General features: G+C 73.9%; 7 protein-coding genes and 1 pseudogene. 4 read left to right on the top strand and 4 right to left on the bottom strand.

All coding sequences use genetic code 11. The features are described from left to right. A partial coding sequence (gene galK / locus ACY45C_RS08595) for a galactokinase (protein WP_462187093.1) occupies positions 1-1,139 on the bottom strand: 1,139 nt, incomplete at its 3' end. Between the two features lie 66 nt (positions 1,140-1,205). Next, complete coding sequence (locus ACY45C_RS08600) at positions 1,206-2,375, bottom strand: UDP-glucose--hexose-1-phosphate uridylyltransferase (protein ID WP_462187094.1); 1,170 nt, start codon at positions 2,373-2,375, stop codon at positions 1,206-1,208. A 257-nt stretch (positions 2,376-2,632) separates the two neighbouring features. Between ACY45C_RS08600 and soxR the strand changes: the two genes are divergently transcribed. The 4 genes and pseudogenes from soxR to ACY45C_RS08620 all read left to right on the top strand — a co-directional run bounded on the left by soxR (position 2,633) and on the right by ACY45C_RS08620 (position 5,419). After that, the gene (soxR, locus tag ACY45C_RS08605) at positions 2,633-3,124 is read left to right on the top strand and encodes a redox-sensitive transcriptional activator SoxR (protein ID WP_462187095.1); all 492 of its coding nucleotides are present in this window, start codon (positions 2,633-2,635) and stop codon (positions 3,122-3,124) included. Positions 3,125-3,508: 384 nt separating this feature from the next. Next, positions 3,509-3,693 (top strand): annotated as a pseudogene (locus tag ACY45C_RS08610) (NADPH-dependent FMN reductase); the annotation flags it as partial. A 130-nt stretch (positions 3,694-3,823) separates the two neighbouring features. Then, on the top strand, positions 3,824-3,991 hold the full coding sequence (locus ACY45C_RS08615; RefSeq protein ID WP_462187100.1) for a hypothetical protein: 168 nt from the start codon (positions 3,824-3,826) through the stop codon (positions 3,989-3,991). Between the two features lie 171 nt (positions 3,992-4,162). Continuing rightward, on the top strand, positions 4,163-5,419 hold the full coding sequence (locus ACY45C_RS08620) for an ABC transporter substrate-binding protein (RefSeq protein ID WP_462187096.1): 1,257 nt from the start codon (positions 4,163-4,165) through the stop codon (positions 5,417-5,419). Positions 5,420-5,470: 51 nt separating this feature from the next. Here ACY45C_RS08620 and ACY45C_RS08625 read toward each other — a convergent pair whose 3' ends face one another. Further along, a complete protein-coding gene (locus ACY45C_RS08625; protein ID WP_462187097.1) occupies positions 5,471-5,803 on the bottom strand; it encodes an ATP-binding cassette domain-containing protein in 333 nt (110 codons plus the stop codon). Beyond that, the coding region (locus ACY45C_RS08630; RefSeq protein ID WP_462187099.1) for an ATP-binding cassette domain-containing protein at positions 5,797-7,166 on the bottom strand (1,370 nt) is incomplete at its 5' end. The genes ACY45C_RS08630 and ACY45C_RS08625, both read right to left, overlap by 7 nt.

Below are 7,166 nucleotides of genomic sequence, written 5' to 3' on the forward strand. Positions count from 1 at the left end.
GCCACCGCACAGCCCGCGAAACCACCGCCGGTCATCCGGGCGCCGAAGCACCCCGGAGCCGCCTGGACCGCCGCATCGAGTTCCGGACCCGACACCTCGAAGTCCTCCCGGATCCCGCGATGCCCCGCCAGCAACAGCCGCCCGGCCGTTGGGGCGTCGCCCGCGCGCAGTGCCGCGGCGACGGCGTCGACCCGGGCGTTCTCGGCGACGACGAACCGGGCCCGGCGCAGCGCGACCGGGTCCAGACCGGTCCCGCCGGCCGCTCCGCCCGGCCGGGTTGTCCCATCCGACCGGGCGGACCTGCCGAGCCGGGCCACCGCCTCGTCCATCGACCGGGGCGTGAGGTCCCGCAACGCGGCGACGCCCAGCGCCCGCGCCTCCCGCTCACACTCCGCCCGTCGGGTGGCGTACTCGCTGGTCACCACCTGTCGGCGCGAGCCGGTGTCGATGACCACCACGGCCAGCCCGCCCGGCAGCGGCACCGGCTCGGTCGTCAGCGTGCGGCAGTCGATCCGCAGCGCGTGGCCGGCCACGCCCGCGGCGCAGGCGAGCTGGTCGAGCAGGCCCGTCGCCGCCCCCACCCAGAGGTTCTCCGCCCGCTGGGCGAGCAGCGCGAGCTCCGTCGGCGAGGGCGTCAACCCGGCGAGATGCGCACCGGTCAGGGCGACGGCCAGCTCCAGCGCGGCCGAGGAGGACAGTCCCGCGCCGACGGGGATGTCGCTGGCCAGCGTGCCACGCCAGGGCACCGGGCCCCCTCCGGCCGGGAAGCCTGACCCGGCGGCGGCACGGGAGGCCGACTCGGCGGCCAGCATCACCGCGACGCCTTCGACATACCGGACCCATCCGGGTGCCCGGGCGGACACCGGGGTATCGAGGCCCGGCGGCGGCAGCGGGATCACGGCGGGCACCGCATCCTGCTCGGACACCAGCCGGAGCTCGGGTGCCTCGTTACGGCGCAAGGCGATGCACAGCTCCCGGTCGATGGCCACCGGAAGACAGAAGCCGTCGTTGTAGTCGGTGTGCTCGCCGATGAGGTTTACCCGGGCGGGCGCGCGGACGAGGTGGGTGGGCCGCTCTCCGTAGGTCTCGACGAACGCGCGCACCGCACGCTCGGTGGCCGGATGCTCGGCGGCTCTCATGACGCCAGTGTCGGGGAGTCGTGGGCCCTGCGGCACGCGGGATGACCACGGCCGCGCGGGCTCGGCTCAGGCCCGGTCCGCCGCGACGGGAGCCATGACGGCGCGCAGCCGGTCCGCGGCTGCCTCCGGGGTGAGGTCGCGCTGCACGTCGGCGAGCATCTCGTAGCCGACCTGATGCTTGCGAATGGTCGGGGAGCGCAGCAACGGCGGATAGAAGTGGGCGTGCAGCTGCCAGAACGCCGCGGGTGGATCGCCGGGTCCCCGGCCAGGATCAAGGCCCGGCCCCGGCCCCGGCCCCGGCCGGGGTCCGGGCGCGGGATGCGGCCCGGGAGCCCCGTGCCAGCCCATCGAGAACGGGAAGGGATGGTCGAACAGGGCGTCGTAGCCGGTGAGGAGGCGGCCGAGCAGGCGGGACAGCCCGTCCCGCTGGTCGTCGGAGAGCGCGGCGAGGCGGTCGACCGGATGCCGGGGCAGGAGCAGGGTCTCGAACGGCCACAGCGCCCAGAACGGCACGACGACGAGCCAGTGCTCCTCCGCCAGGATCACCCGCTCCCCCGCCGCCGTCTCGATCTCGGCGTAGTCCATCAGCAGGGAGCTGCCAGACCGGGCGAAGTGCTCCCGCTGCCGCGCGTCCTCGGCGGCCGGCTCATCGGGCAACACGTCGCAGGCCCAGATCTGACCGTGGGGGTGCGGGTTCGACGCGCCCATCGCGGTGCCGCGGTTCTCGAAGACCTGCACCCAGCGCCAGGTGCGGGAGAGTTCCTCCTCCTGCGCCGCCCAGGTGTCCACGACCGCCCGGACCTCGGCCGGAGTCATGTCGACGAGCCCGCGATCATGACGAGGGCCGAAGCACACGACCCGGCACGTCCCCCGGGCCGGTTCGCTGCGCAGCAGGCCCGATCCGGGACCCGCCGGCCACACCGGAGCCGGGTCGGCGGGCAAGTCGACGGGCGGGCCGACGGGCGGGCCGACAGGCGGGGCGGCGGGCCGGACCGGGTCGGGACGCAGCGCCGGGAAGTCGTTGGTGAACACGTAGGTACCGGAGTAGGAGGGGTTGCGTTCACCGCCGGCCCGGAGGTTGCCCGGGCAGAGGTCGCATAGAGGATCATGGGCGACCGCGGCCGGCACCGGCGGTGGTTCCTGACCGCCGTGCCACGGTCGCCGCGTCCGCCCCGGCGAGACCAGAACCCAACGGCCGGTGAGCGGGTTGAACCGCCGATGCGTGATGTCGTCCATCGCGACGAAGCCTGCCATGGGCGGCGACCGCGGCAAACGCGCTGCCGGGACGGCCGGGGGTGATCCCCGTTACCACGGAACCGGGGTGTGACGAGGGGCGACGCGGGGCAACGAGGGGCAACGAGGGGCGGCGGGACGTAACGAGGCGTGGCGAATCGTGACGGGGCGCGACGAGGCATGACGGCCAGCCCGTCGCGGCGCCGCCGGGTTCCGGGAACCTCATGTTGAGTTCAACTTCAACACCATAGTCTGCGGGCATGCTTCCTACCGATCTGATGACCGTGGGTGAGCTCTCGCAACGAAGTGGCTTCGCCGCGTCGGCGCTGCGCTTCTACGAACAGCGGGGCCTGCTCACCGCCACCCGGACCTCGGGTGGGCAGCGCCGGTACGAGCGCCATGTCCTGCGGCGGCTGGCGTTCATCCGCGCCGCCACCGCGGTCGGGCTCAGTCTCGACGAGGTGCGGGAGACCCTGTCGTCGCTGCCCGAGTCGCGCACGCCGACCAAGGCGGACTGGTCCGCGGTCTCGCGGCGGTGGCGCGGCCGGCTGGACGACGAGATCGCGGCTCTGGTCGCGCTGCGTGACGGACTCGACTCGTGCATCGGCTGCGGCTGCCTGTCGCTGCTTCGCTGCCGCATCTCGAATCCGCACGACCGGATCGCCGAGCTGGGGCCGGGCGCCCGCGCGCTGCCGGCCGCGCTGCGCCGGACCCGCAACCCCCTCGATCGGTGCGGTCAGCCCGTCCGATAGGACATCCGCGATAGGACAGACGCGACGGCACGCGGGTGGCGGTCCATCGCCGGACCGACATGAGCCAGATCCGGGACGCCGGACCGAGACGCCGGACCAGGACGCCTGGATCCGGGACGAGGAGGGGTAGTGGGAGACACATTCGGCATATTCCAACCGGGTGCCAGCAACGGCGAGCCGAGGAGCGGGCGCAGCCAGACGGGCAGCCAGACGGTCGGTACGGATCCCGTCTCCGGGCTGCCCAGCCGGGTCTCGGCGCACCGTTCGCCCGACACGCCGCCGGACGGTCCCGGTCCGGTGCGGGCCCGTCGCCGCCGCCCGTTAATCGTCGGCATCGGTGGCAGCAGCCGGGCGAACTCCACCACCCACCAGGCCCTGGCGACGGTGCTGGCGATGATGGGGCAGGCCGGCGCGGAGACGATGCTGCTCGGTGCGGCGGACCTGGACCTGCCGATGTACGCGCCGGAACGCCAGGAACGTCCCGCCGCGGCGCTGCGCCTCCTCGCCGCCGTCGAACGGGCCACGGCCTCGTGATCGCGACTCCCGGTTACCACGGCGGGATGTCGGGCCAGGTCAAGAACGCCCTGGACTATCTGGAGGACGCCCCGGCCCTACCTGGACGGCCGGGCGGTCGCACTGATCGTCGGAGCCCGGGGCACGCAGGCGGCCGGGACGACGCTGACGGCCCTGCGCTCGACGGTGCACGCCCTGCGCGGCTGGCCGACCCCGCTGGGAGTCACCCTGAACACCGCGGTGCCGCTCTTCGACCCGCACGGGCGAGTACTCGACCCAACCGTCGCGGCCCGCCTGGAGACCCTCGCCGACCAGATCATGGGGTTCACTTACGCCTGGTCCCAGGTGCTCTGAGGTGATCTGAGGTGATCTGACGCCGGGACGCGACCCCGCGCCGCGGCCCGTGCGGGTCCCGGCTAACCCGGGCGTATCCGTCCTGAGCAGGCAGGTCTACCGTGGCGGGGCCCGGCAGGGGACTGGAACACGGGACGCATGACGAGGCACGCACGACGAGGAGGCGGCACGGTGGGACGACGGCACGGGCTCCGGCGGCTCGCCGCGGCGGTTCTGGGCGCCGTGCTGGCGGGCACGCTCGCCGCGTGCGGTGGCGACTCGGACGGCGAAGCCACCGGCACCTCCTCGGCCGGATCGACGGTCAAGCTGATGATCATCGCCCCGGTGGGCACGTCCGGGACGAACTACCCGGAGATGGTGGCCGCCGCCCGGGCCGCCGTGCGCGGAGTCAACGCCCGGGGCGGGATCGCCGGCCACCGGGTCGAGCTCGTGCACTGCAACGAGAAGAACGACGCCGCCATGGCCAGGAAGTGCGCCCAGCAGGCGGTGGATCAGCACGTGCTCGCGGTCGTCAGCGAGGTCAGCGGCTCGGGCGGGATCATGCCCATCCTGGAGAACGCGGGGGTCCCGTCCATCGGTTCGGCCGGGATCTCGGCCGACGGATCCGAGCTCAGCTCCCCGATCAGCTACGTCATCAGCCCGCTGACCCTCTACCCCGCGGTCTGCCCGTCGTTGCTCGCCAAGGCGGGGGCCACCCGCCTCGGGCTGGTCGGCTACGACCTCAGCGCCAGCGACCGGCTCATCATCATGGCCGAGGGCGGCGCGAAGGCGGTAAACCGTCCGATCAATCCGAAGATCCGTATTCCGATCACGACGAGCGACTTCACCCCGGCGATCTCCCAGCTCACCCGGTCCGGTGCCGACGGAGCCGTGCTCGTCGTGTTCGACCAGGCCGCCTATGCGGTGATCTCCCAGGCCGGCCAGCGGGTCCGGACCTGCCACGCGGCCGGAACCCTCTCGCCGAAGTACCTGTCGACGCTCGGTCCGGCCGCGGACAACCTCGTGGTCGCGACCGCGTTCCCCGAGCTGAGCCAGGCCGGCCAGTTCCCGGAGGTCGCCCGGATAATCTCCGAACTGGACGCCGAGCAGGCCGGCGGGGACGCGGACGCGGCCCCCGCGCTGCGCACCACGACGACCACCACCGGCGCGTGGCTGTCCGTGCAGATCGCCGAGAAGGTGGGCAACAAGGTGTCCGGCGAGCTCACCGCCCGCACCCTGCTCGACCAGCTCAACCGGACCACCGACCTGGACCTGGGCGGCATCGTCCCGCGGCTGAACCTCACGGCGACGACGCCGATCCCCGGGGCGGAACGGATCTTCAACACCACGCTGCGGGGAGCCCGGTGGGACAGCGCGTCGAAGAGCTTCGTGCCGCTCGGCCCGGAGACCTACTCCGGCCTAGACATCCTGCGCCGGGCCGCCTCCTGACTCCGAGGCACACGCTGACCCGGGTCAGGCACGCGCTCGCGCTGACCCGGGTCAGACACGGGGGCCGCTGAGGGCGCCATCGCCGGAGTCCGCCGGCCGCCCGGGTGACAGATAGGCGCCGAGCAGGATCTCCCGGTCGGCACGGGCCTGGGCTGCGGTGCCCGACCAGGCGAGGGCCCCGTGCCGCAGGACGTGCACCCGATCGGCGATCGACAGGGCGCTGCGGACGTGCTGCTCGACGAGGATCACGGCGAGCCCGTCGTCCGCGGCGGCGCGCACCGCCGCCAGCAGACGGTCCACGACGCGCGGCGCGAGGCCCAGCGAGAGCTCGTCGGCGAGCAGAACCGTGGGCCGGCGCGCCAGGGCGCGCGCGAGGGTCACCATCTGCTGCTGCCCCCGGAGAGCAGCCCCGCCCGCCGGTCGAGGTGCTCGGCGAGCTCGGGGAAGACCGCGAGGGCGAGGTCCGGGTCGCATCGACCGACCCGGAGATTCTCCCGGACGGTGAGGTCCATGATGACCGAGCGTTCCTCGGGAACCAGGCTCAGGCCACGCCGGCACCGTTCGTGCAGCGCGGCGGTCGTCACGGCCCCGGCGAGCAGGACCTCGCCTCCCGCTGACGGGATCGCGCCGGCCAGCGCCAGCAGTGTCGTCGTCTTGCCGGCACCGTTCGGGCCGAGCAGGGTCACGACCTCGCCGGCGTGCACCTCCAGGTTGAGGTCGCGGACCACCGGGCCGTTGCCGTAGCCGGCGGACAGGCCCCGCGCCGCCAGCACCGCGGGGCCGGCCGCGAACCGGGCCGGGTCCGTCAACCGGGCCGGGTCCGTCAACCGAGCCGGGACCGTCAACCGTGCCGGGACCGCCGCCTCCCCCAGGCAGGCGACCCGCACCCGGGGGTCGTCGCGCACCCGCTCCGGCGTCCCCTCGGCGATGCGCTCCCCGGCGTCCAGCACGACCACCCGGTCGCAGACCCCCATGACCACGTCCATGTCGTGTTCGTTGAGCAGGATGCCCAGCCCCCAGCCGTCGGCGAGCCGACGCAGCAGGCCCGCGACCTCCGTGCTCTCCGATTCGTCCAGCCCGGCGCACGGCTCGTCGAGCAGCAGCACGGCGGGGCGCGCCGCGACAGCCCGGGCGATGGCCAGCAGCCGACGGCGACCGTAGGGAAGCTCCGCCACGGTGCGCAGGAGATCGTCGCGCAGCCCGAAGGCGTCGACCGCGGCGACCGCGGCCGGCTCGAGCGGACGTCCCCGGGGGAACAGCAGGTCGGTGAGATAGGCGCGGGTGTCCCGGCGGTCGCTGGCCGCCTGAATGTTCTCGATGACCGTCAGATCGTCGAACAGCTCCAGGTTCTGGAACGACCGGCTGATGCCGACGCGGGCCCGCCGGTGCGCCGGCAGACGGTCCAGCCGGACGCCGCCCAACGTCATCGACGTGACCGAGGACGGGGTGTAACCGGTGATCGCGTCGATGACCGTCGTCTTGCCCGCGCCGTTCGGGCCGATCATCCCGACGATCTGACCGGGTTCCACCCGCAGGTCGACCGAGCGCACCGCGGTGACCGCGCCGAACCGGACCGTCAGACCCCGGACCGACAGGACGGCAGGCGCCGTAGGTGTGGCCGCGGCGCAGGCGGCGGGCGTGGCGCCGAGCAGGCGAGCCAGGCGGGCGGCATCGGAGCGGCGGCGGCGGGCGGTCGCGGCGGGCGTGGCGGGCGTGGAGCAGGTCGAGGGGCTGACCAGCCCGTATG

This window comes from Frankia sp. CcWB2 (assembly GCF_977927585.1).